General features: G+C 33.7%; 19 protein-coding genes. 7 read left to right on the top strand and 12 right to left on the bottom strand.

The annotated features are described in order from the left end of the window. Positions 1–48 precede the first annotated feature (48 nt). The 6 genes from FHP05_RS01945 to FHP05_RS01920 all read left to right on the top strand — a co-directional run bounded on the left by FHP05_RS01945 (position 49) and on the right by FHP05_RS01920 (position 8,692). Positions 49–3,717, top strand: coding sequence for a nitrate reductase subunit alpha (locus FHP05_RS01945; RefSeq protein WP_147665543.1), 3,669 nt, complete (start codon positions 49–51; stop codon positions 3,715–3,717). Next, positions 3,707–5,257, top strand: coding sequence for a nitrate reductase subunit beta (narH, locus tag FHP05_RS01940; RefSeq protein ID WP_147665542.1), 1,551 nt, complete (start codon positions 3,707–3,709; stop codon positions 5,255–5,257). Before FHP05_RS01945 ends, narH begins: the two co-directional genes overlap by 11 nt. Beyond that, positions 5,232–5,765: a nitrate reductase molybdenum cofactor assembly chaperone gene (gene narJ, locus FHP05_RS01935; protein ID WP_191126200.1), complete on the top strand. Its 534-nt coding sequence runs from the start codon at positions 5,232–5,234 to the stop codon at positions 5,763–5,765. The genes narH and narJ overlap by 26 nt, the downstream gene beginning before the upstream one ends. 36 nt (positions 5,766–5,801) lie before the next feature. Next, on the top strand, positions 5,802–6,524 hold the full coding sequence (narI, locus tag FHP05_RS01930) for a respiratory nitrate reductase subunit gamma (protein WP_147665540.1): 723 nt from the start codon (positions 5,802–5,804) through the stop codon (positions 6,522–6,524). Positions 6,525–6,601: 77 nt separating this feature from the next. Next, complete coding sequence (locus FHP05_RS01925; RefSeq protein ID WP_147665539.1) at positions 6,602–7,021, top strand: hemerythrin domain-containing protein; 420 nt, start codon at positions 6,602–6,604, stop codon at positions 7,019–7,021. 117 nt (positions 7,022–7,138) lie between these two features. Beyond that, positions 7,139–8,692, top strand: coding sequence for an FAD-dependent oxidoreductase (locus FHP05_RS01920; protein WP_147665538.1), 1,554 nt, complete (start codon positions 7,139–7,141; stop codon positions 8,690–8,692). Between the two features lie 513 nt (positions 8,693–9,205). Here FHP05_RS01920 and FHP05_RS01915 read toward each other — a convergent pair. Both FHP05_RS01915 and FHP05_RS01910 read right to left on the bottom strand, forming a co-directional pair. Next, positions 9,206–10,114: a chemotaxis protein gene (locus FHP05_RS01915; protein ID WP_147665537.1), complete on the bottom strand. Its 909-nt coding sequence runs from the start codon at positions 10,112–10,114 to the stop codon at positions 9,206–9,208. Between the two features lie 103 nt (positions 10,115–10,217). Further along, complete coding sequence (locus tag FHP05_RS01910) at positions 10,218–11,198, bottom strand: helix-turn-helix domain-containing protein (RefSeq protein WP_191126199.1); 981 nt, start codon at positions 11,196–11,198, stop codon at positions 10,218–10,220. A 299-nt stretch (positions 11,199–11,497) separates the two neighbouring features. On the opposite strand from FHP05_RS01910, the gene FHP05_RS01905 reads away from it, so the two are divergent. Then, the gene (locus FHP05_RS01905) at positions 11,498–12,667 is read left to right on the top strand and encodes a tyrosine-type recombinase/integrase (protein ID WP_147665535.1); all 1,170 of its coding nucleotides are present in this window, start codon (positions 11,498–11,500) and stop codon (positions 12,665–12,667) included. A gap of 70 nt (positions 12,668–12,737) precedes the next feature. On the opposite strand, the gene FHP05_RS01900 is transcribed toward FHP05_RS01905, so the two are convergent. The 10 genes from FHP05_RS01900 to FHP05_RS01855 form a co-directional block, all read right to left on the bottom strand. Then, entirely contained in the window at positions 12,738–12,998 is a 261-nt protein-coding gene (locus FHP05_RS01900; protein WP_147665534.1) for a metal-sensitive transcriptional regulator, read from the bottom strand. Between the two features lie 100 nt (positions 12,999–13,098). Then, positions 13,099–13,962 carry a 5'-3' exonuclease gene (locus FHP05_RS01895; protein WP_147665533.1) on the bottom strand — a complete coding sequence of 288 codons (864 nt, stop codon included), beginning with the start codon at positions 13,960–13,962 and terminating at the stop codon, positions 13,099–13,101. Between the two features lie 14 nt (positions 13,963–13,976). Beyond that, positions 13,977–17,654 (bottom strand): dynamin family protein, encoded by a 3,678-nt coding sequence (locus FHP05_RS01890; RefSeq protein ID WP_147665532.1) that lies wholly within the window; start codon positions 17,652–17,654, stop codon positions 13,977–13,979. A 108-nt stretch (positions 17,655–17,762) separates the two neighbouring features. Further along, complete coding sequence (locus FHP05_RS01885) at positions 17,763–18,230, bottom strand: flavin reductase family protein (protein ID WP_147665531.1); 468 nt, start codon at positions 18,228–18,230, stop codon at positions 17,763–17,765. 104 nt (positions 18,231–18,334) lie between these two features. Then, positions 18,335–19,864 (bottom strand): acyl-CoA carboxylase subunit beta, encoded by a 1,530-nt coding sequence (locus FHP05_RS01880; RefSeq protein WP_147665530.1) that lies wholly within the window; start codon positions 19,862–19,864, stop codon positions 18,335–18,337. Between the two features lie 21 nt (positions 19,865–19,885). Further along, a complete protein-coding gene (locus tag FHP05_RS01875) occupies positions 19,886–20,662 on the bottom strand; it encodes an enoyl-CoA hydratase (RefSeq protein ID WP_147665529.1) in 777 nt (258 codons plus the stop codon). A gap of 26 nt (positions 20,663–20,688) precedes the next feature. Beyond that, complete coding sequence (locus tag FHP05_RS01870) at positions 20,689–20,907, bottom strand: acetyl-CoA carboxylase biotin carboxyl carrier protein subunit (RefSeq protein ID WP_147665528.1); 219 nt, start codon at positions 20,905–20,907, stop codon at positions 20,689–20,691. 12 nt (positions 20,908–20,919) lie between these two features. Then, the gene (locus tag FHP05_RS01865; protein ID WP_147665527.1) at positions 20,920–22,272 is read right to left on the bottom strand and encodes an acetyl-CoA carboxylase biotin carboxylase subunit; all 1,353 of its coding nucleotides are present in this window, start codon (positions 22,270–22,272) and stop codon (positions 20,920–20,922) included. 28 nt (positions 22,273–22,300) lie between these two features. Further along, positions 22,301–23,443 carry an acyl-CoA dehydrogenase family protein gene (locus tag FHP05_RS01860; protein ID WP_147665526.1) on the bottom strand — a complete coding sequence of 381 codons (1,143 nt, stop codon included), beginning with the start codon at positions 23,441–23,443 and terminating at the stop codon, positions 22,301–22,303. A gap of 110 nt (positions 23,444–23,553) precedes the next feature. Next, positions 23,554–24,129 (bottom strand): TetR/AcrR family transcriptional regulator, encoded by a 576-nt coding sequence (locus FHP05_RS01855; RefSeq protein WP_147665525.1) that lies wholly within the window; start codon positions 24,127–24,129, stop codon positions 23,554–23,556. Positions 24,130–24,198 lie beyond the last annotated feature (69 nt).

Raw genomic sequence — 24,198 nt, 5'->3', positions numbered from 1 at the left:
TGTGTATTTAAAGTATAAGAGATTCCTTTACTTTTTTGGAGGTGCCAAATGAAACAATCATCTACACCATTTTGGAGACGTTTATCCTATTTCGGGAAGGCAGAAAAATTGAATGAACAATATGAACGTTCTCCTCTTAGTCGTGATTGGGAGAAGGTGTATCGAAGAAGATGGCAGCATGATAAAGTGGTTCGTACAACACATGGTGTCAATTGCACAGGTTCATGCAGTTGGAAAGTCCATGTAAAGGATGGCATTATTGCATGGGAAACACAACAAACAGATTATCCTACAACAGGTCCAGACATGCCCGAATACGAGCCTCGTGGTTGCCCAAGAGGAGCCAGTTTTTCTTGGTATACGTATAGTCCACATCGAGTACGTTATCCATATATTCGATCCACATTATTATCATTATGGTCTGAGGCTTTAAACGAGCAAAAGGACCCTGTGAAAGCATGGAAAAGTATTGTCGAGAATCCTGAAAAGGCAGAAACATATAAAAAGGCTCGCGGAAAAGGTGGTTTTGTAAGGACAACATGGGATGAAATTAATACACTTATTTCTGCATCTATCATTCATACGATTCAAAAGGAAGGACCTGACCGGATTTTTGGTTTTTCTCCAATTCCTGCCATGTCCATGGTCAGTTATGCAGCAGGAGCAAGATTTTTGAATTTAATAGGTGGTTCATTACTCAGCTTTTATGATTGGTATGCTGATTTACCACCAGCATCTCCTCAAGTATGGGGAGAGCAAACAGATGTTCCGGAGAGTTCTGATTGGTATAATTCAAGCTATTTACTTGTTTGGGGATCTAATTTACCACAAACACGTTCACCCGACTCTCATTTTATGGTTGAAGCGCGTTATAAAGGAACGAAGGTAGTTGCTGTCGCACCTGATTATGCCGAATATGTAAAATTTGCTGATACATGGTTACCAGTTGAAGCAGGAATGGATGCAGCACTTGGTATGGCGATGACTCATGTCATTTTAAAAGAATACTATGTCGATCAAGAGACTCCATACTTTAATGATTATGTTAAACGATATACAGATCTACCTTTCCTAATTATGTTAGATCAGGAAGGGGATAATTACCGCGCGGGGAAATTTCTCAGAGCTGAAAACATTGGGATGGATATATCAAATGCTGAATGGAAAACAGTTGTTTATGATAAAAACAATGATAAATATGCAGCTCCTAACGGGACAATTGGTCATCGATGGGAAGAGAATCAAACATGGAATCTCCATTTAAAAGATACAGACAATAATTTAGAAGGTATTGATCCATTATTATCCTTTGTTGATGATGCGGATGAAATTGTTGATGTAGAATTCCCGGAATTCATGGCAACAGACAAGGGAATTTATAAACGAAAAGTCCCGGTTAAAACAATTACAATTAATGGAAAAAAACAACGAATTACTACTGTGTTTGATTTGTTAATGGCTAACTGTGGAATTAGTCGAGGAATTCCCGGAGAAGAAGTCATAACTTATGAAGATGAAAATGCTCCATTTACACCTGCATGGCAAGAAAAACTAACTAATGTTCCGGCAAAAGATGTTGCCCAAATTGCAAGGGAATTTGCTCAGAATGCCATTGATTCCAATGGGCGGTCCATGATTATCATGGGTTCAGGAATTAATCATTGGTACCATTCCGATATGATCTACCGTACCATCTTAAATTTGGTTCTGTTAACTGGATGTCAAGGGGTAAATGGTGGTGGCTGGGCACACTATGTTGGCCAAGAAAAAGTGCGCCCACTTGAAGGTTGGCAAACAATTGCAATGGCAAGAGATTGGGGAGGTCCACCTAGATTACATGCTGGTACATCTTTTTTCTATTTTGCTACCGAACAGTGGCGATATGAAGATCAAAAAGTAGATAATTTAACGTCACCATTAACAAAGAAAAGTCGTTATCAACATCTAGGTGATTATAATTCGCTTGCGTCAAGGTTAGGTTGGCTACCATCCTATCCTCAGTTTAATAAAAACTCAACACAGATTGCAAAAGGAAAAACAAGTGAAGAGGCGGCAAAAACGATTGTTGAGCAAATAAAATCTGGAGAATTAGAATTTGCTGCTGATAATCCAAGTGATTCAAAAAACTTCCCTAAAATACTATTTGTGTGGAGAGCGAATCTAATTGGAAGTTCAGCGAAAGGTCATGAATATTTTCTAAAACATCTATTAGGAACACATGAAGGCACATTAAGTGAACAAGAAAACGAGCAACAAACAAATGAAATTAAGTGGATTGAAGATGTACCAGAAGGAAAGCTGGATCTATTGATTAATTATGATTTTAGAATGAGTGGTACAGGGCTCTATTCTGATATTGTATTACCTGCAGCAACATGGTATGAAAAATATGATTTATCAAGTACAGATATGCATCCATTTGTACATCCATTCAATCCAGCTATTGCTGCCCCGTGGGAATCAAAATCAGACTGGGATGCTTTTAAATCATTAGCGAAAACATTTTCCAAAATGGCTGAAATCTATTTACCTGAACCTATTTCTGATGTGGTAACTTCACCATTACTACATGATACAAAAGATGAAACATCACAGGCATATGGAACAATTCCTGATTGGAAACATGGTGAATATGAAGCACGTCCTGGAGTTAATTTTCCACGCATTCAAGTTGTGGAGCGTGATTATCCACAAGTCTATGAAAAATATGTCACATTAGGAGAAAACGTACGTGATCAAATTGGTGCAAAAGGTATCGGATGGCATGCGAAAGAAGAGTATGACAAATTAAAGAAATTATTGGGAACTAACAAAGAAAAGAAAATGCCTAGTATAGAAACGGATCGTAAGGCAGCGGAAGCCATTTTAACACTGTCAAGTACGACAAATGGTTCATTAGCAAAAAAGGCCTGGAAAGCCTTAGAAGAAAAAACAGGTCAGAAAGATTTGCAAAAACTAGTTATCGAACGGGCTGAGGAACATCTTTCTTTTCATGATATAACAACACAACCAAGGAAGGTATTATCATCTCCTGTATTTAGCGGAACGGAAACCGGAAATAGGCGATATTCACCATTTACAACAAATATTGAACATAAAATACCTTTTCGAACACTTACAGGAAGACAATCTTTTTATCTGGATCATGATGTAATGTTTGAATTTGGTGAAGAATTACCGACTTTCAAACCACCTTTACAAAAATTAACTTTTTATGACAATGATCGAAAACCAAAACCTGTTGAAAATGAAATTACTTTACGTTATTTAACACCGCATTTTAAGTGGTCATTTCATTCTACATATGGAGACACATTACCTATGTTAACCTTCTTTAGAGGGGGACCACATGTTTGGTTAAATAATGAAGATGCTAAATCCGTTCATATAGAAGATAATGATTGGATTGAAATGTATAACCGTAATGGGGTGGTTGTGGCAAGAGCTGTTGTTAGTCACAGGATACCAAGTGGAATTGTTTATATGTATCACGTGCAAGACAGATTAATTAATGTTCCAGGGTCTAAAATCACAGGGACACGTGGAGGAACATTTAATAGTCCTACACGTATTCACGTGAAACCAACACAAATGATTGGTGGTTATGCACAACTTAGTTATGGATTTAATTATTATGGACCAACTGGAAATCAGAGGGATGAACAAGTAGTTATCCGCAAAATGGATAGAGACGAGGTGGATTGGCTTGAAGATTAAGGCACAGTTTGGCATGGTGATGAATTTAGACAAATGCATTGGGTGTCATACATGTAGTGTAACATGTAGTAATACGTGGACTAATCGCCCTGGTACAGAGTATATGTATTGGAATAATGTGGAAACTAAACCGGGAGTTGGTTATCCAAGAGAATGGGAAAATAATGATGAACGAAAAGGTGGCTGGCATGTAAAAGATGGAAAACTACAACTTCGTGCTGGTGGAAGGGTTAGTAAATTACTAAATATATTTTATAACCAGAATTTAGTTCAAATTGATGAATATTATGAGCCATGGACATATGATTATGAAAACTTGATAAATAGTCCAGAAAAAGACCACCAACCAGTTGCAAGGCCGATTTCCCAATTAACTGGTGAATACATGGATATTACATGGGGTCCGAATTGGGAAGATGATCTAGCAGGTGTTCACGAGACAGGTAAACGTGATCCGAATATGAGAAATCTTGATGAGCAAATAAAATTTGAATTTGAAGAAACCTTTATGATGTATCTACCACGTATTTGTGAACACTGTCAGAATCCATCGTGTGTCTCATCTTGTCCATCAGGGGCAATGTATAAAAGAGAAGAGGATGGCATTGTTTTAGTGGATCAGGATACATGTCGTAGTTGGCGTTTTTGTATGACGGGCTGTCCATATAAAAAGGTTTACTTTAATTGGAAAACACATAAGGCAGAGAAGTGTACATTTTGCTTTCCGCGGATTGAGAATGGTCAGCCAACAATTTGTTCAGAAACATGTGTCGGTCGGATTCGTTATATTGGGATTGTCTTATATGATGCAGATAAAGTATTAGAAGCAGCATCTGTTGAGGATGAAAAAGATTTATATGAAGCCCAATTGGAAACATTTTTAGATCCTTTTGATCCCGAAATTCAAAAAGAGGCGCGTAAACAAGGAATTCCGGATGATTGGATAGAAGCTGCCCAACATTCTCCAGTATATAAATTAGCTGTTGAACAAAAAATTGCTTTACCACTACATCCTGAATATCGGACAATGCCAATGGTTTGGTATATTCCTCCATTAAGTCCATTTATGAATGCATTAGGTGGTCAGGTAGATTCTTTAAGCCCAGATGTCATTTTTCCAACAATTAATCAGTTTCGGATTCCCATTGACTATTTAGCAAATATGTTTGCAGCTGGAGATTCGGATGTCATACGAAATGTATTAGAAAAGCTTGTTGCAATGCGTTCATACATGCGTTCTGTTCAGTTGGACAAGCCTTTTGACAAATCAATTTTAGAAAGGGCAGGGATGACAGAGGAAATAGCAGAAGAAATGTATAAATTGTCTGCCATTGCTAAATATGATGATCGTTATGTCATCCCGAAATCACACAGAGAAGATGCAGGGGACATGTATGCACAACAAGGATCAGGAGGTTTTGATTTTATGGAAGCATGTCGCAGTTGTATGGGTGGAAATCAAGGAGATGCTGACCCAATGGAATTTTATGAAAGTGGTTTTTGGAGGGAATTGGATGAAGACTCATCAAAAAGTGTATAAATTAGCATCTAGCTTTTTGCAATATCCACAAAAAGAATGGATAACCAATTTATCTGAATTAAAGCAAGAAATGAATAAAATGAAAGATTCAAGTGTAAATGCTTATTTAAACTCTTTTATTCATTACTTAGAGACCACTCCTTTTCGGGAATTATGTGAGAAATATGTGAAAACATTTGATTTCCATGGAATTGCGTGTTTGAATCTGACGTATCATGTTTTTAAAGATTCACGTGAACGCGGACAAGCGTTAGTAAAATTACGTCAACTTTTCAAGGAATCTGAGTTAATGATTGAATCTGATGAATTACCAGATTATTTACCCTTGATCTTAGAATTTCTAGCTATTGCTGATGAAAAACATGCAAAACGTATCTTAAAATTACACTTGAATTCTATAAAGAAATTAGAAGAACGACTATCCGAAAAGAAGAGCCCATATCATTTTTTAATCAAAGCAACTGTCGATGTTTCCTCTGAAATAATGAATAATAAAAATGCATCCTAAGATGTATTTACTCCTAATGAAAAGGATTGAGAAAATATGTCCAATCTTGATATCTTTTTTTGGCTTGTTTTTCCTTATATATCACTCACTATATTTGTATTAGGTCATATATATCGCTATAATACAGATCAATTTGGGTGGACAGCTAAATCAAGTCAATTTTTAGAACAGAAAAGATTACGAATTGGTAGTACTTTATTCCACTACGGGATTATCTTTGTATTCTTTGGTCATGTTGCTGGTATATTAGTTCCGAAAGCACTATTTGACTTTTTTGGAATAACAGATGATATGTATCATTTTGGTGCTATATGGTTTGGTGGAGCAGCAGGGGTTGCGGTTGTAGTCGGAGGTTTTTTGCTCTTTTTACGGCGTGTTTCCATAAAGAGAATAGCAAAAAATAGTTCTGTTAGTGATTATGTTGCATTAGTTACTCTCGGAGTAGTTGTTCTTATTGGATTTACCAATACAGTTGGATATACAGCAACTGGTGGGGAATTTGACTATCGTGTTGTAATTGGACCATGGATGCGAGGAATACTAACATTTCAACCTGCACCAGAATTGATGGCAAATGCACCGATTGGATTCCAATTGCATGTATTTACTGCATTTGTCCTATTTGCGATATGGCCTTTTACAAGATTAGTTCATGTGTTTAGTCTACCCTTAAAATATTTAAACAGAAGATATGTAGTATATAGGAATCAACATACACATGATTTATCAAAACTTAAAAAAAGAAAAGAATTTCATTAAAAATTCATTTAGTCCCTGCGTATTGCAGGGGCTTTTATGTTATGATGAAAATACATATAGGATTGGAGGATAAAATAATGGCTATAGGACCTTCTTTACGTAAACTTACTGCCCATCGTGCGATTCATAATGGAGCATTTTCAGAGGCTAGAGATTTAACCGAAGTGGTGGAGAGACTTTTCCATGAAGACCGCATAGAAGAATGTTTAAAAGCCGCGAAAACATTAATCGAACACTGGGAATCTCGTATAATTGCACATGCTGATGCAGAGGAAGATGGTTTTTATCAAGAAATCGTGAAAAATAAACCAGAGCTAGAAAAGGATATACATATGTTAACAAGAGATCATGATTTACTCCGAATCATTGTTGGCAAAATTAAAGAAGAAGTAGATCAAGATACCATTACAAATGATGTTTTAAATTATTTTAATTCTTTACTTGTTGTTAATGAAATTCATAGTAGAAGTGAAGAAGAGACATTATTATCAGAATGAAGTATTTTATCCCTACAAAATGCATTAAAAACACTTGTATTAGTGTTTTTAATGCATTATTTTATTTTTATCCGGGGATAATAATAATATAACCAATAGTAAAAAGGGGATAGATTAATGACAAACCATAATCAATTAACAGATTCTCCTGAGCCGTATTGGCGTGATTCGGTTCAGTTTGAGAAATATCCAAAACTAAAAGAAACGAGTAGAGCAGAGGTTGGAATAGTTGGTGGTGGTATCACTGGACTGACTGCTGCTTATCTTTTGGCACAAGAAAATATAAAAGTCATTTTAATCGATTCAGGATCTATACTCAATGGAACAACCGGCCATACAACAGCAAAAATAACTGCTCAGCATGGGCTAATATATGATGAGCTTATCCAAAATTTTGGGGAAGAAAATGCAAAGTTGTACTATCAAGCACAGATAGAAGCAAAGCAGATGATTGAGGGAAATATTTCAACACATGATATAGATTGTGATTATCGGAATGAAGATGCCTATATTTATACAAATAAAAACTCATATATTCGGAAATTGGAATTAGAGAAAAAAGCCTATGACCAATTAGGAATTGAAGGGGAGTTAACAACTAAAATACCATTAAACATCCCTTTTAAAAAGGCATTAAAAATGAAAAACCAAGCAATGTTTCACCCGCTAAAATATTTAAGGAAACTAGTGGATGAATGTGTAAAAATGGGAGTTCAGATATTTGAACAAACAACAGCAACAGATGTGGAGTATAATAAAAAACCTACAATTGTTACACGTGATGGAGCACGAATTATTTGTGATTATGTGGTAGAAGCATCTCAATTCCCATTTTATGATGGACAAGGATTTTATCCAACACGCATGTATGCAGAAAGAGCCTATGTCATTGCCGTAAAATCATTCCTAACATATCCAGGTGGAATATATATTAATGCGGAATCTCCAACTAGATCCATTCGTTCAACATCTTTAAACGGAGAAGATTTATGGTTGATTGGTGGAGAAAACCATAAAACAGGACAAGGAAAATCGACAACGAAACATTATCAAGCATTGTACGATTATGCTAATAAATACTTTAATGTCTCTGATTATATGTATCGCTGGTCGGCACAAGACTTAACAACATTAGATAAAATTCCTTATATCGGCTCAATTACAAAAACACAATCAAATGTTTTTGTTGCAACAGGATTCCGTAAATGGGGTATGACAAATGGAACAATTGCAGCAAAGGTAATTACTGACTATATCTTAAATAGGAAAAATCCATATATGGAATTGTTTACGCCATCCAGATTTCAAATAAATCCATCATTAAAACAATTTACAGCCGTGAATTTCGATGTAGCAAAACACCTAATTAAAGGTAAATTAGAGAACACAAAAGACATTCAATCGATAGAAAATTTAACACCGGGTAATGCATTAGTTACAAGAATTAATGGAAATCGAACAGGTGTATTTATGGATGAAAATCATAAAGTGTATATGCTTGATACAACATGTACACATCTTCGTTGCGAAGTAGAATGGAATTCAGGAGATCAAACATGGGATTGTCCATGTCATGGATCTAGATTTTCTTATACTGGTGAAGTTATAACAGGACCAGCAACAAGACCATTAGATCAGACAATTATCGATGATTTCAAAAAGGAAAAATAAATTTAATATCTCACTATCACAAGTATACTTTATTTATGAGATACGGTGATAGTTTTCATTTATTACTTCCTATAATATATATTATGTAAACTAGAATAGATTAAATCCACTATCTACGACTATTTAGTGACATCTTTTTACATTCCTTATAATTGCACGCTTTTATATGGATATCTACTCTAGCTTGTAAATGCTTGAAGCTATTTGTGTGAGTGCTAAAATCGAAAACCAATAGTAAATGTTGCATATTTTTCTTTTGACGAAAGATCTTCATCTTCATACATACTGTCATTCCTAGCGCACCACCAAAAAAGCGACTTTCCATAGAGTTGCTTCTCTGATACGTTGAAGAAATATAATGAAAAAGTATATATTAGCGATGTAATCCCTCCCGTTTTGGGTTATTTAAGCAAATAATACACAACCAGTTGTCTATACTTAATCGACAACTGGCCGAAAGGTTCTGTTATTCATTAGGGTTATTTTTATTAATAACGAAAATGAAATAAGTCATTATAATATATACTGATCAATCTCTTTCACTAATTCCACAATCTGAGGTTTACTTACTTGTGAACTTGCTCCTACTTGTTTGCCCTTATGGAATAGATCATCTGTAATTAAAGATGAGAAAATAATAACTGGAATTTCTTTTAAACGAGCATCTTCTTTAATTTTCTTTGTTAAATGGTGTCCATCCATTTGTGGCATTTCAATATCTGTAAGTACTAATTGGACTTTTTCTGATGGATCCATTTCATTGTCATTTGATAAAGATGATAAATATTCCCAAGCTTCCTTTCCATCGCCAAAAAATGTTACTTTTTCATAACCTGCTTTCACTAACGTATCTTTTAATAATTCCCGTAATACAGCAGAATCTTCAGCTGCTATAATATGCTTACTAGATCGCTCTCGTGGTCCCAAGGTATTTAATGTATCAACATTTATACCAGATTCAGGAGCAATATCGATGATTATTTTTTCAAAATCTAATAAAACCGGCATAGTTTCTTCTAACTTTATAATTCCAATTGCATATACTTGATTCCCAGTTGATAATTCATTTGGTTTTTCGATTTGCTCCCATGAAATACGGTGAATCCGTGATACATGATGTACACGAAATGCAATTTTAATTTGATTTAATTCCCCAATAATAAATTTGTCCTTTGATGCATCAGATGAATTTTCCACATTTAAAACTTGTGCCAAGTTAATAACTGGTAATACTTCATCACGCAGCATAATCAAACCTTCTACATTATCTGGTGAATTTGGTATTTTTGTTACCGGTACAGGTTGAATGATTTCACGTACTTTTAGCACGTTTATCCCATATGTCCCAAGTCCAACTTCAAATAAAATAACTTCCAATTCATTTGTGCCACTTTCTAATAAAATATCAGCATTATCTATCATAATGAAACATTCTCTCCTAATTCTCCACTTATTTTAAAAACGTCTTTATCCTTTTATCGGCTTATTTTAAAAAATATATAGTCATATTTCCTCTTTTTAATAACTATTGATGTTCAGATGCTTTCATCTGTATTAATTTACGAACATACTCTTCCATTGTTAGATCTTGATGTTTTGCTAACTCTTTTAAACGATTTTTTAATGAGGAAGAAAGATTAATGGTTAACACTTCCATATCACTTTCCAAAAGCAGGCCATTATGTCTCTTTATAACAGAACCTTTTATAATATGCTTTTGTAATAAATTTATTTCATATGGATGCGAGTCTTCATTTAACTCTTTTATGAAACAGGGCTTTACTTCTAGTTGAATATGTTGTTCCCTCTTGGTTACCCGGATATTCCGGTAGCTTAGTGCACGATAAAATAATTCAATAAGTGGAAAAATAGGTGAAGCGATATGTTTTGGTATTGGAAAGCGAAAAATTACATACCCACGTTTCGTAATATAGGATTTCTCTAAAAAGTTTTCCACAGCAAAAAAATTATGCTGTTGCATCTGATCAAAGACTATAATCTCCCCACTCTCAGTCCATACTTCTCCACTTCCATTGGATAATTTCATAATTCTTCCTAGTTCAAACGTTTGTTTGTTTTTCACCGTCTGAAATAAGTACAATCCTGTTGCTTTATGATAAAAGTCCTTTTTTCTTCGTTTTTGTTGTTTTGGATGTGATCTTTTGAAATTGACAACTTCTTCTTCTTTAATAAAATATAGATTTCTTCCTTTATATAGTTGTTTGGTTGCTTTTAATTCTCCTTTTTTTATATAGGTAGCAACGGTCGTGGGATGTACTTGTAATTGTTTGGCTACTTCCCCAGTTGTAAGCCCAGGTTTTTTTAACTTACCCTTTAACTCCTCTACGTCCTCTTTCTTAAATAAATGCGTTTCATCAATTTGCCAAGAATCTTCATAAATTGGATGCAATCTTTTTTCTTTAATATATTTATAAATTGTTGGAATCGACAAATTCAAAATCTCCGCAACTTGTTTTGTTGTTAGTAATTGTTCATCATTTACCACAATAAACTCTCCTGACATTCTAAGTTTTAATATATGTATACTAATATCATCATATCATAATTAAATATTAATATAAAAATAATAAAACATCATATATTAAGTCTTAATTATAAAATATATAATAATATTAATAATGGTGACAAATAGACCATTTTTCTACTATTAAAAGATATTAAGTGTTATAATATCAATTAATTCATTTATATTATAGGTATTGTATATTTATATATATTGATTCTGTTGTATATAAAATAAAGTATATATAATATAATTAGTATCAATAGATTGGAGTATATATAATGACTACAAATCATTCATTGACGAATAATACAAATAAGGATAAACTATCATTGTCAAATATAACATTAAATAAACAGATGATTCCGAACTTAGTACACAATATGCTAAATGTAACTTTGTATCATAAAATGTTAGATATCATAGATTCTAAAAATGATGAGGATTATTCTTATTTTAGTGATTTAGAAATGATCTATCTGTTTGTTCACGAGGAAAAGGACCAAGATGAGAGGAAAAACCGAACAAAAGAGACAAAACAGGAGTATTTGCGAGAACTATTATGGATCTATGATCTATTTATGAACCATGGTGAGATAATATCTTTTCACCTATCAAATCTGGATATTTATTCAATATTTAAGAACATAGAAAGAAAACATATCCGCAAGTTTCAAGACTGGTTAAAAATTGTTCCTAATGGTAAAGGAAATAAGCCGTATTCGGTTGCAACAATAGCAAGGAAAACAGGAATCTTTAAGTCTTTCCTAACATTTTTGTATCATAAAAAATATATAACAAAGCCACTTCATGCAACATTTAAAAGTGCTAATATACATAGACGCGATCGACCGAACCGAGATCTATATACAGAAGAAGCAATCCAGTTATTACATTATTATGAAAAACATCCTATCGTCTTTGGCTTCTTGTCTGTTCTACTCACAACGGGAGCAAGGATTAGGGAGATTTCTACAGCTAGAATTTGTGACTTATCCTATGATGGTGACGGACACTGGTTAGAAGTCATTGGAAAGGGAAATGAAAAACGAGAGCTATTTATTTTTCCGAATGTATTCCAAGCGATTATTGATTTTCGTAAGAGACGGGGCTTAGAAACAAATTTGAATAAAAACGATAAATCCTTTCTTTTTGTTACGGCAAGACATCGTCCCTATTCTTATAAATATTTATCCAAATATTTATCTGATGCACTGTCTAGAGCTGACCTTCCTTTTATAAACGACGAAAATCGCTCGATAACACCACATACATTGCGTCATGGCTTTGCAATAATAAGTGCTGAGGAAGGTGCAGATATTTTTCGAATCATGCAAGCATTAGGACATAAAAAAATAGAAACAACGATGATTTACCTCGAAAAACATGAACAACGAAAAAACCACGTTGCAAAGAAATGGAAGAATTCATCAATCATTCAATCGTTTTAATAGCATAAAAAAACCAGGAAGTACATTCATTTACTCCCTGGTTTTTCCATTTTAACGGAAAGAAATTTCTTTATCTACTTTTGACTAATAATTGTATTGCTTCTTGTACAACATCAGAACTTTCTTCACCGTTTTCATATTGTTCTTTTACACATACTTGTAAATTTTCCGCAACAATTAATGCAATTGCTCTATCTAAGGCAGAACGTGCTGCAGATAATTGACTGATGACATCTTTACATTCCTTTTCTTCATCCATCATGCGTAATACACCGCGTACCTGCCCTTCTACTCTTTTTAAACGGTTTTTTACTTGTGATGTATATTCCATTTTAAATCCCCCTATACCTCTAAGGGTATTATAAGACAATTTGACACGTACGTCTAGTTTTTAAGGTTCTTACAACATAGTATTTATCAAAAATGATATTTTATACCAAATCTAATAAACGGGTAAACTGTAATTTTTTAAAAACAGTTATAACTTTCTCTTGATTATATTCCCACACTGCATTATCTAAATTACATGTAATAGGAATATCGCATTTTATCTCTGCTAACTCACGAGATAAATGTAACATGTCTATGTCTGTTTGTAATTTGTCTTGTAAACTAGTTGATAATTGATAAATATTTTCAAGTAAGGTATCAATGGTTTCATATTCAGTTAATAGTTTACGTGCTGTTTTCTCCCCTATTCCTTTCACTCCTGGATAGTTATCAGCCGTATCTCCCATTAAACCTTTCATATCAATCATTTGATGAGGGTAAATACCCTTTTTTTCATAAAAGTTATCTAGATTATAAACTTCATAATTTCCCTGACCTTTTTTCATAATAGCAACTTGTATTTGTTCATCAACAAGTTGTAAGATATCATGATCACCAGTCAGGATTAGAACATCATGATCTACACCATATTCTTTGGCAAGTGTTCCGATACAATCATCTGCTTCATAGTTTTCCAGACCAATGTTTGGAACATCAAAAGCTTCCACTACATTTTTTACTAAATCAAATTGTGGAACCAATTCTTCCGGTGGTAAAGATCGATTTGCTTTATATGGTTCATACATTTCAGTACGAAACGTCCTAGATTCCATGTCCCAGCAACAGATTACATGGGATGGTCCGAATTTATGAATTGCATTCAAGAAGTATCGGAGAAATTGCTGTACCCCATTTGTAGGAGTTCCATTTTCTGTCTTCATAAAATTTCCTCGATATGCCGTTGCATAATAGCCTCTAAATAATAAAGCCATCCCATCAACAAGCATAACTGCCTTTTTCTCCATGAATAAACATCCTTTTATTTTTCAATTGTTGTAAGAATTTCTGTTAACATCTCTTTTGTTTGTAAATACGTTTCTGCATCATTGGTATCTTTTATAAAAGCTAGTTGATTATCAACATATATATCAATCTCTTCCATTACTTTTTTCTCTAATATATCGATATATGTTTTCCATTGATCATAGAAGGAACTATCCATCATTTCTTTGGAATCTTGTAAATACTGCTTTATTTCTGGTTTTAGAATTGTAAGTAAGTCCTCACGTATTTTCTCTTTCTCATTATTTACGAAAAATGCTTTTGTTCCCTTAAACTTCGCTAATGCTTTTTGGAACATACTAACTGAAATATCTTGAAATGCTTGTTTGAATTCCGGTGTTTTCAATGAAAAGTTTTCAAAAGAAGCCAATGTGATTTTCGTGTCTAGTTTCTTTATTTGTTCAATTATATTTTGATAGATTTCCGCTGTCAAATCATTGATAAACTTTTCAATCCGTAAGCTAATTGCACGTATTTCTTGAAGTAATTCATAACCTGAATAATCAAGTAAACTACGCATGCAGGTTTGTAATTGATGAATTCCTTCTCTCCCTGATTTAGTAATGGTAGTTGGATTGAATTCATCTTTAAACATATCATGGAAACGTAATGCAAATCGTTCTTCCAAATAATAGATTTGCTTTTGGATTCGCTCTTGTAAACGAGTTATATAGACGGATAAATCAAGATTAGAAATAATTTGTTTCATCTTAGTTTGTTCTTGTTGTAATTGAAGACGATAATTTTCCTTCTCTTTTTCATCCAAGTGTAAAACATCTAAATAATTTGCTACGGTTTTCTCTGCTCGTTTCACATCAAATATAAGTGATTCTATAAGCAATGCAACTAAATCTTCATGGACGAAATGGAAAAAGTCTTGTTCAAACTGATCCATTTCCCTGTTTAATGGTTGATTATTTTCTATTTCTTCTAAAGACTTTTTACTTGAGACTGGATAAATTCTAGGGAAGCGTATTCCAAGTTGTAACAATTGTTCTTGAACATAATTAGTGACTAATTCTAATTCCTTCTTATCTTTTGCTAAGTCAGAAGCATTGATAATAAAAAACATTTTATCTAATTCAAAGGATTCTTTCACTCTACCTAGTTGCATTAGAAAGTCTTTATCTGCTCGTGAAAGAGCATGATTGTAATATGTTACATAAAGAATAGCATCAGCAAATTTAATATAATCAAAAGATACATTCGTATGTCTTGCATTAATAGAATCTGCTCCAGGTGTATCTACTAAGGTAATTCCTTGCTTTGTAATCGAACAATCATAATAAAGATCAATTGCTTCCACATATGCTGCCTTTTGTTCCTCAACAGCAAATGAAGCAAATTCTTCTAATGTAATCATCATTGTTTTCCCAATATATGGTTCTAATTGTTTATATCCAAGTATCAATGCTTTTATATAAGCTTGATACATTTTATTTAATTCAGCTTTTTCGGGTATACGTTTTTCTTCGGCCCATTGTAATAACTCACCAAAATGATTTGTTTTTGGTGGATTGAAAGGTTTCACAATTTCAATTAAATCATCCATTAACAATTGTTCTGATTTCAAATAAACTTTTGCAGTACCATGTTTTTTTGTTTCTGATACAGGCGAAATTCGATTAATTACTGCTGTTGTCGGATTTGGTGATGATGGCATTAAATTTTTTCCAATTAAGGCATTAATCAAGGAAGATTTTCCTGCACTAAATGCACCAAACAAAGCAATTGTTAGATTTCGATTTTCTAAACGGTCTTTTTTGGTACGAATCGATTCTATAATTTTTTCAAATCCAGGTAATGATTCAATAACAGACACAGCCTGATCAATCCATGGAATGATCTCTTTACTCGAATGCGATGTGGTAGTTCGTGTTTGTCTCTGTTCTTGTTCAATAACTTTTTTCGTCGTACTTTTCTTCTCTTGATTTAGAATGATTTCATCTGTTGACATTTCTTTAATAGTTTGATTTCTTTTTAATTTTCGTTGTAGTAATTGTTTTGTATCCTCTGTAATTACTATGTCATCTAAGTGGTGATCAAGATTGTCAAAAGATTCTTGTAGAGATTTTTGGATTGCTTCTTCTTGTTCTTCTCCTTTTTGTAATTTCATTAATTTTTCTAATTGCTCTTCTAAGGAGTCTCTCTCTTCCTTTGTTTGTTCTTCAAATGTACAAATTATATCTTCTTTGATTGTATTTGCTTGTTGTTTATATTTCTGTTTAATGGATGCACTCAGTTCATCCGTATAATTTAATACATAATTCCCATTTACTTTTGCACCAGGATTAAGCTTTCTTTCCAAATCTTCTTTTGTAAAAGAAATGGCAATTCCTTGGATTATATTTTTTAATTGTGAATCCGTAATACGATAATCATTTAATAAATTTAAAAATTTCTCACGGATTTTCCATTGAATATTTGATTGGATGGAATCATTTAAACCAGTTAAAAATACTTCTTCTCTCCGCTTTTTTTCATGAGCAGTTTTTTTCTTTGCACCAAAAAATCCAACTTTAAAGTCTGACTGGTTTGCTTCTAGATACATTTTTGCTTTATCTCTTAATTCCCGTGGCATGAGATAAGCATTATCCAATGTTGTATTTAAGTCACTTTTAAATTGAATTTCTAATGCTTGTGTTCTTTCTTCAATCGCTTCTATTTTTCTCTTCATTTTTTGGATTTTTTCAGGCACATTTTCTTCTGCAATTGTATCGTCTGTATATAATGCCGCTATTTGCTCTGTTGCTTTATTTTTTTGATACATCTTATGCTGTTTGATGATATATTCTATTGCTTCATCGATACGAAAAAGGTCTTGATGATTTTTTTGCAATAACATACGTAGTTTCTCTTTTACTTGAGGAAATTCATTTATTTCTAGTTGATCATCGAACAGAGAAGTATAATAGACTTTCTCTGGATTTAATCCCCAGTGTGTAAAAGTTTCTTGTACATTATGTTTAAAATTTTCAAATGATAATTCTTTTTCATCATGTTTATCAATTTGGTTCACGATAATGAAATAAGGAATTTTCATTGCCTGGATTTGTTGTAGAAATTGTAAATTCACTTCTGATTGAACATGATTATAATCCATTACATAAAAGAGAGCATCAACCAAATGTAAGGATGATTCGGTCATTAGACGGTCTGCATCATCTGCTGCATCGATTCCTGGGGTGTCAACAATTATACAGTTTTCAGGAATGAGGTTTTCTTTTGTATTAATTTCAATTTGTTTAATCATATCTTTATCCATACAATAATCCTTAATCATTTCTATATCATATGGTTCTTTATATTGAATAGGATTATCTTTATGAAAATAAACACGGGCATATCCTTTACCAGATGTTAGTTTTACAATATTGGCACTTGTTGGTATCGGACTATTTGGCAAAATTTGCTTTCCAAGTAATGCATTAATCATAGATGATTTCCCTGCAGAAAAATGACCTGCAAAACTGATAACAAATTCTTTATCTTCAAGTTTTTTATATAAATCAACTATTTTATTTGCATTTTCCATATCTTCTTCTTGTATCATTTCTTGGAATAATGCAAGAAGCTGTTGTTTATTCATTTTTATTGAATCTTTCATTGCTAGCGTCACAATTTCAATCCTTTCTTTCCAATATGCTATATCCATTATACGTAAACTTTTGTATGTTATCTACCATAAATAAATCAGAAAAACCCCTTCTAGATTAAAAAGGGGTTTTTCTATTACAATTTTTCTATTACAATAGTAATCTTTTTATTCTTTTTCGATTGTACGATAATTTCCACCAAAATATAAAATAGGATTGCCTTCATTTACATTCAAATGATCAACTTCTGCAATAAAAATGGTATGATCACCTGCTTTAATCGATTTTTTCACAGTACATGTTAGTGTTGCTAATGAATCTTCAATAACAGGTGTTCCATCTATATCAATAAATGGAATTTCTCTATCTTTTTCTTTTTGTTTCGAAAAAATCATGGAAATATCTTTTTGTTCCTCACTTAAAATACTAATTCCAAGTGTATTTGTCTCTAATAATTGTGGATGCATACTTGCATTTTCGCCGATTGAAATAGCGATTAATTGTGGTTGTAAAGATATAGACATAAAAGCGTTTACAGTCATTCCTAATCTATTACCAGATTTATCTTTTAACGAGACAATGGTTATACCTGTTGTAAATTTACCCATCGCATCTCGAAATGCCCTCTCATCCATTACATATCTCCCCCTTAAAGCTAGCTAAAAATATCCATAATTCCAATGTATCATTAATTAGATAAGATTTGAATTAAGTTGCATTTTTAAGGAGGATCTTTTATTTAGACTGGATAAACTCCATGTTTTCGTTCAGTAAACACAACATTTTTCTTATCATAAACAGAAAAACGTTTGATTAGCTCATCTCTTAAATCATTCGGATTGACGATAGCATCAATTACCATATCTGCGGCTAAACGATAGATATCAATATCATTACGGTATTCTTCTTGCTTCTCTTTTACATAAGCTGGTCGTTCTTCTTCTGGTAATTCTGCTATTTTCTTTGCATATACAGCGTTTACAGCAGCTTCTGGTCCCATTACAGCTATTTGAGCAGTTGGTAAAGCGATACAAGCATCTGGTTCAAATGCTGGTCCTGCCATTGCATATAATCCTGCTCCATATGCTTTCCTTACGATAACAGAAATCTTAGGTACAGTAGCTTCACTCATCGTTGCAAGCATTTTTGCTCCGTGACGAATAATTCCTTGTTTTTCAACATGCGTTCCAATCATAAATCCTGGAACATCAACTAAAAACAGTAACGGAATATGAAATGCATCACATAACTGAACAAATTTAGCAGACTTATCTGCAGAATCTGGAAAGAGAACGCCACCTTTAACACGTGGTTGATTAGCAATAATTCCTACAGATTGACCATTGATTCGAGCAAAACCTGTAATAAGTTCTTTTGCAAACCGCTTTTTAATTTCAAAGAAACTGTCTTCGTCTATGATATGATCAATAAAGTCATGCATATTAAATGGTGCATTTTGATTTTCTGGAATTAGTTTTGCAATTGATTTTTCAAATGACTTGGCATCTTTAGCAGGATGAGTTTTTGGTTTATGTCTAAAGTTCATTGGGAAATAAGATAAATAATCCCGGGCATTTTCAATTGCTTCCTCTTCCGTCTTTGCTAAAATATCTCCGCATCCTGATACAGAACAGTGCATTTTTGCACCACCCATTTCTTCTAATGTCACCTTTTCTCCAATTACTTTTTCCGCCATCCTTGGAGAACCTAAGTACATGGATGCATTTCCTTTAACCATAATGACGATGTCACAAAATGCAGGAATATATGCACCACCTGCAGCAGAAGGGCCAAATAATAAGCAAACCTGTGGAACGCGCCCTGACATTTTGATTTGATTATGGAAAATAGCACCTGCTCCTCTTCTACCTGGAAACATTTCAATTTGATCAGTAATTCTAGCACCAGCAGAATCAACAAGGTAGAGCATTGGTATTTCAAGTTTCATAGCTGTTTCTTGAATACGAATGATTTTTTCTACGGTTCTTTTTCCCCAAGAACCAGCCTTAACGGTGGAATCATTTGCCATGACACAAACCTCTTGGCCATTAATTTTACCAATTCCGGTAACAACTCCATCTGACGGTAGATCATCATTCATGCAATTTGCAAAAAATGCATCCTCCACATTTAAGTCATCATCAAATAATAACTCTAAACGTTTACGAGCAAATAGCTTTCCTTTTTCTTCATTTTTTTGATGATATTTTTCTTTTCCGCCTTGTTTTATCTTTTCAACGCGGTGTTGAAGTTCTTCTACAAAAGACATCCTTTATCATTCCTCCTACGTCTATTTCCCTTGATACATTGGTTTTCGCTTTTCTTGAAAAGCAATTAAACCTTCCATGCGGTCTTCTGTTGGAATTGTTTTTTCATAGCAGATATTTTCAATTTGCAGTCCTCTTGCTATGTCTGTCCCTATTCCTAAATCAATCGCAAGTTTTGCTTGTTTTAATGCAATTGGGCCATTTTCAACAATGGATTGTCCCATTTCTAGAGCAGTTTCTAGAGCACTAGATGGCGCAACTTCTTCAATTAAACCAATAGCAAATGCTTCCTCTGCAGATACCGGTTTAGCAGTATAGATTAATTGTTTTGCTTTTCCAATTCCAATTAATCGAGGTAATCTCTGAGTACCCCCTGCACCTGGGATAATAGCTAATGATGTTTCTGTTAGCCCTATTTTCGCAGTATTTATAGCTATACGTATATCGCAAGCTAATGCTAATTCAAGTCCACCACCAAAAGCGGCCCCATTTATAGCAGCAATCACTGGCATTTTCATCTTCTCAATTCGTGAGATAACAGTTCCGATTATTTGAACAGCTTGAACTGTCTCTGAATCTGACATTCCTTTTCTCTCTTTTAAATCTGCACCAGCACAAAACACTTTTTCTCCAGCACCGGTTATAATTGTACAGTGAATTTCTGGATTCTCATCAATATTTTCAAGTGTATTCATAAGCTGATTCAATAAGTCTTGTGATAAAGCATTGGCAGCTTCGGGTCTATTTAAAGTAATAATTGCAAGATGATTATGCTTTTCTAACTTTACTAGTTCCGTCATCATACACCTCCTATACTAAAAAAGATTTATTCTTCCTCTACAATAACGAGTACATCTCCTTCGTTAACAAAATCTCCCTCGGCAATTTTTACTTCTTTAACTGTACCATCTTCATCTGATGTGATAGGAATTTCCATTTTCATTGACTCTAGTATTACAACATCTTGGTCTTCTTCGACATGATCCCCAGCCTTCACTAAAATTTTCCATACACTTCCTGCCATTGATGCTTTTATTTCTTCCATTTTTATTCCTCCTCATTTTTTTACGGTTGTTAAATAGAATTCTTCTACAAATGATATTTGTGTGTTTCCAGCTTTAAATTGCTCATGGTTGATAACCGTTTGAAGCATTGGAATATTTGTCTTAATACCTTCCACAAGATAATTTTCTAAAGCCTTGGACATCCCTTGAATTGCTTCTTCGCGATCCTTACCTTTTACAATTAATTTAGCAATCATCGGATCATAAAAAGGGGTAACTTGGTAATTATCTGTGACACCTAATTCATGACGAATATTTTTTCCTTCTGGTACAGATAGTTTAGAAATTTGCCCCGGTGACGGAAAGAAAGTAATCGGATCTTCTGCATAAATCCTTGCTTCGATTGCATGACCATTAATATTAATTTCATCCTGTGTAATTGCTAGTGATTTACCACTTGCAATTAAAAATTGCTGTTTCACAATATCGATTCCAGTTATTTCTTCTGTAATCGGATGTTCTACTTGAACCCTAGTATTCATTTCTAGAAAGTAAAAATTTTCCTCTTCATCTACCAAAAATTCAACTGTACCTGCATTTGTGTAATTGACTGCTTTTGCAGCTTTAACAGCGGCTTCTCCCATTGCTTCTCTTGTCCTTTGAGTGATAAAGGATGAGGGAGCTTCTTCGATTACTTTTTGATTCCTTCTTTGAATCGAACATTCACGTTCATATAAATGGACAACATTCCCGTGATGGTCAGCTAATATTTGAATTTCAATATGTCTGGCATTGTCAACCTTTTTTTCAACAAACATTGACCCATCACCAAAAAACGTCTTTGCTCTTTTTGCGTTTTGTTCAAATGCTTGTTGTAACTCGTCGTCAGAATGTACAACTTGCATTCCTATACCTCCACCACCTAAGGATGCTTTTAACATTACCGGGTAACCGATTTTGTTCGCCACTTCGATTGCTTCTTCTGTTGTAGGAACTGCTTCCATTGTTCCAGGGACAACTGGTACACCAGCTTTATCCATTATTTTTCGTGCTGCAATTTTACTTCCCATTTGTTTTATAACTTGACTTGTTGGGCCGATAAACGGAATACTTTCTTCCTCACATTTTTCAGCAAACATCCCGTTTTCACTTAAAAAACCATATCCTGGATGAATAGCGTCTACTTGACTTTCTTTAGCAATTGAAAGAAGTTTATCGACATTTAAATAACTTTCGTTAACACGAGGACCTCCCAATAAGAAACTTTCATCTGCCATCATGACAAAAGGAGCGTCTTTATCTGCCTCTGAATAAACGGCAACAGTTTCAATTCCCATTTCTTTACATGTACGAATAATTCGTGTTGCAATTTCGCCTCGATTTGCAATGAGTACTTTTTTAATCATGATATCTCTCCCTTCCTCTAAACAGCTATTAGCAACCTAATTGTCTAGCAATAACCATTCTTTGTACTTCTGATGTCCCTTCCCCAATTTCTAATAGTTTAGCATCTCGTAGATATCTTTCTACTTCATATTCACGCATATAACCATATCCACCATGAATTTGAATTGCTTGATTTGCTGAACGAAATGCTGTTTCTGTTGCAAATAGTTTGGCATATGCTGCTTCTTTTGTGAATGGTTTTTCTTTATCTTTTAACCATGCAGCTTTATACAACATGTTTCGTGCTAACTCTACTTCCATTGCCATATCACTCAGTTTAAATTGAATTGCTTGAAATTTAGATATGGAATTGCCAAATTGTGTTCTTTCTTTCGCATAAGCTAATGCTTTTTCTAAAGATGCTTGTGCAATCCCTACACCTAGTGCAGCAATAGAAATTCGACCACCATCTAATGTATATAAAAATTGTTTAAAACCTTTTTGAGGATCACCTAATAAATTTTCTTTGGGAACCCTTACATTTTCAAGTACGATTTCAGCCGTATCTGAGCCCCTTACTCCCATTTTGTCATAATTACTTGTAATCGTTAATCCCTCTGTGTCAGTAGGTACAACAAGTGCCGAAATAATATTTTTGCCCTTATCATCTTTCCCTGTCACTGCTGTAACGATAATTGTTTTAGCAAAACTTGCATTCGTTATAAAACATTTTTCGCCATTGATGACATACATATCTCCATCAAGTACAGCTTTGGTTCTCGTTCCTCCAGCATCAGATCCTGCATTAGGTTCTGTTAATCCAAATGAGCCGAGTGCTTTTCCTTCTGCCATTGGAACCAGATATGTTTCCTTTTGTTCTTCCGTACCAAAATAATAAATTGGGCTTGCCCCTAGAGATACGTTTGCTGCATAGCTTAAACCGGTACTCCCACAAACACGGCCTATTTCCTCCACCGCAATGGCATAGGAAATTGTATCTCCATCTGACCCACCATATTTTTCTGGAAAAGGAATTCCCATTAACCCCAGTTCACCCATTTGTTTAAAAATATGCTCTGGAAATTTTGCCTCTTTGTCAATCATAATTGCCTCAGGTTGAATGACTTCTTCTGCAAATTCGCGAACCATTTTTTGAATCATTCGTTGTTCACGTGTTAAATCAAACATAATACCCCTCCTTGTTTAATCAAACTACAGACTGATTGGTCTGTTCACATTAAAAATAAATTCATATTCGATAAAATAAATCGGCATATGAAAGTGCTTACATTTTATAAAATTTAATATTGAACAACTGCCTGTAAGATTAAATCTTCATAGTAATGAGCAATTTCTTCTATGGTCTTCTCGCCGCCCCGTCTATACCATTTATAAATCCAATTTACCATCCCTAAAATTGCCATACTTGTTATGATAGGATGCAGTTCCTTTCTGAATTCTCCAGTTTGAATGCCCTCGTCTATTGTTTGAATAATGATATCACGAAATTGGTCTCTTTTTTTCTTAATGATGGTTTCATATTTTTCTGGTAAATAAATATGTTCTTGATAAAAAACAGAAATATGTGCTTGATATATATCGAAAACCTCAACAAATGTAATGATAATTCCACGTAATTTGTTTGTCGGTGAATCTGCGATATCTCGTACATTATTTGCTTTTTCAAGAGCATGTGTAATAAATTCATCATGAATCAGAAAGAGTAATTCATCTTTTGAAGAAAAATGATGATAAAATCCACCTTTAGAAGTTCCGACCGCTTCTACTATTTCCTTTACACTTACACCATGGAACCCATGTTTTTCAAATAGACTCAAGGCAGTATGAAAAATTTTCTGCTTTAATTCCGAAATCATTACCTCCCTTCCCCAATTACAATATATCTTATCATACTTTTCTGATAATAAAAAGGTTTTTTTTAAAAT

Origin of the sequence: Cerasibacillus terrae, assembly GCF_008039555.1 — a bacterium.
Lineage (GTDB): Bacteria > Bacillota > Bacilli > Bacillales > Amphibacillaceae > Cerasibacillus > Cerasibacillus terrae.
The sequence above is the reverse complement of the archived record's forward strand: the minus strand, read 5'-3'. Positions and strand labels throughout refer to the sequence as shown.